This is a genomic window from Novipirellula rosea (genome assembly GCF_039541335.1).
Taxonomy (GTDB): Bacteria; Planctomycetota; Planctomycetia; order Pirellulales; family Pirellulaceae; genus Novipirellula; species Novipirellula rosea.
Genome location: NZ_BAABGA010000005.1, coordinates 1 through 2,096 on the forward strand (window position 1 = coordinate 1; position 2,096 = coordinate 2,096).

1 protein-coding gene and 1 pseudogene are annotated in these 2,096 nt (G+C 53.1%); one reads left to right on the forward strand and one right to left on the reverse strand.

Annotated elements, in window-relative coordinates:
* Positions 1-677: 677 nt before the first annotated feature.
* Positions 678-932: pseudogene (locus ABD971_RS00195) on the forward strand (transposase); the annotation flags it as partial.
* Positions 933-976: 44 nt separating this feature from the next.
* On the opposite strand, the gene ABD971_RS00200 reads toward ABD971_RS00195, so the two are convergent.
* Positions 977-2,096: transposase (locus ABD971_RS00200; RefSeq protein ID WP_345318302.1), on the reverse strand; the 1,120-nt coding region annotated here is incomplete at its 5' end.

The following is a 2,096-nucleotide window of genomic DNA, read 5'->3' on the forward strand; positions in this document are numbered from 1 at the left end:
ATGGAGCATTTAGGTGGTCCCTTTACTAGATTTCATTGATCTGGGGGACATACCAGGTGTCCGGTACGGGTGAAGAACGAATCAAAGGGGTCAACGAATCAAAGGGGTCAGAATCAAAGGGGTCACAGAATCAAAGGGGTCACAGAATCAAAGGGGTCACAGAATCAAAGGGGTCAAACCTCTTTTTTAGCCAACAGGGACACAGCATCTTTTGTGATTGTGTCGCAAGATTGCAAGAGAGCGTGTTCAAAATCTGGAATCGGTTGCCCGGGTCAGTTTGTGTCGGTGCTTGCCCCACCGAGGCGAGTCGAAGCGGAAAGCGGCTTACTTGGTTATTACGATCAAATCTTTTAACCTCTCATTTTCTAACCTTGCTTCCCCTTTTTCGCTAATGCGTGTCACCTCGATTGTGTTCTCAATCGGAGTGACGGTGTCGTGGCAGAGATGCAGCGAGCTGCCACAGCACCAACGCCGAATAGCGGACGAGAAGGTTAGAAAATCAAAGCTCGGAGGCGCCCCGCAAGTTTCGACACTCCCTTGCGCAATGCTAGTGGATGCATACAAAGACGCCAAACCTCTTTCTTTTGTCGTGAGGTCCCGTTTACAATCAGAGAATGCCACGATCTCCGAGAGCTGACGAAGCGGGCGGGATTTACCACGCCTTGAACCGCGCAAACATGAACGCACCGATTTTTAAGAAGGAAGGCGACTTCCTCGCTTTCGAAAATGTGTTGCATGAGGCACTGGGGCTGTATCGAGTTGAACTTTACGCGCATCAATTGATGACGAACCATTGGCATTTGATTCTTCGCCCGTTGGTCGATGGTGAAATGGGCCGGTTTTGCAAGTGGGTTGGAGGCACTCACACGATGCGGTACCACGCACACTACAATTCCGCCGGACGCGGGCATCTCTACCAGGGCCGCTTCAAAAGCTTTCCAATTCAGGACGACGAACATTTTTTGGTTGCCTGTCGTTACGTCGAGCGAAATGCGTTGAGAGCGAACATGACGGCGCGCGCGGAAGACTGGCGATGGGGTTCCCTTTGGCGTTGGCTCCAACGGTCCGAGCCAGATCCGAAGTTCTTGTCTCCATGGCCAATCCCCCGGCTTCCAAACTGGGTCTCTCGTGTCAATGAACCATTGTCAGAAAGCGAGTTGAAAGCGATCCGAATCTGTGCGAATCGCGGTGCACCGCTGGGAGATGAAGGCTGGGTCGAATCGATTGCCAGGCGGCTCAATCTGGAATCCACAATGCGGCCAAGAGGTCGTCCACGAGTTCGACCATTACCCGAAGACACCGAAAAAGAGGTTTGACCCCTTTGTTTCTTTGACCCCTTTGTTTCTTTGCAAGCCCCTAAAACGACTTCTCGATCGATGCGAACACCAGCATCGCGGTCGGCTTGTGTGAGCTCTCGGTCGCTGAGGATCTTCGGCGTGCTATTGTCTCGGACCCGACAAATGTAGCAGCTGCCGATGGCATTGATTTGATTGAACAACTCAAACTTGGCGTATCCGCGATCGGTCACGTAGCAGCGATCAGGTTGCAGTACCGATGCCAGGACCGACTTCTCGTCATCCTTTCCTTTTGGTTTGGCCGGTGTAGCATCCATCCGTTCGGGGATTCCGCGAAGAATCTCGAAATGCGTATGCATTCGGTATCCATCAACGGACTTTCCCTTGGTCGTTCCACCTGCTTTATCAGGCAACCAAGCCAGCGATGCCACACGTACGGCAGTCTTGAAGACGCTCCCGTCGACGGCGGTAAGTTGATGTCCGATCGCGTCAAACTTCGACGGATCGGCTGATGGGACTTCGGTCGCGAGTTGCGCCGCGATTTGCTTCAGCGGTTCGGGGTCAAAGATGCTCACCGACTCCGAGAGTGATCCAAGCGAAGCTCGCTCGACGCCGAACTTCTTCTGAACGTCTTTGAGTGTGCTGGCTTGCTGGAGCCCCCTGAGCGACGTCAGGATAGGATTGAACATCCACATGAGAACCAGGACACCGTACTGGTCCATGTGCAGGTCGCGGTTGTGAGACTTGTCACGCTGGGTGCCGATTTCATGGAGGGAATCCAGCAACGGCCGTATCTTTTTA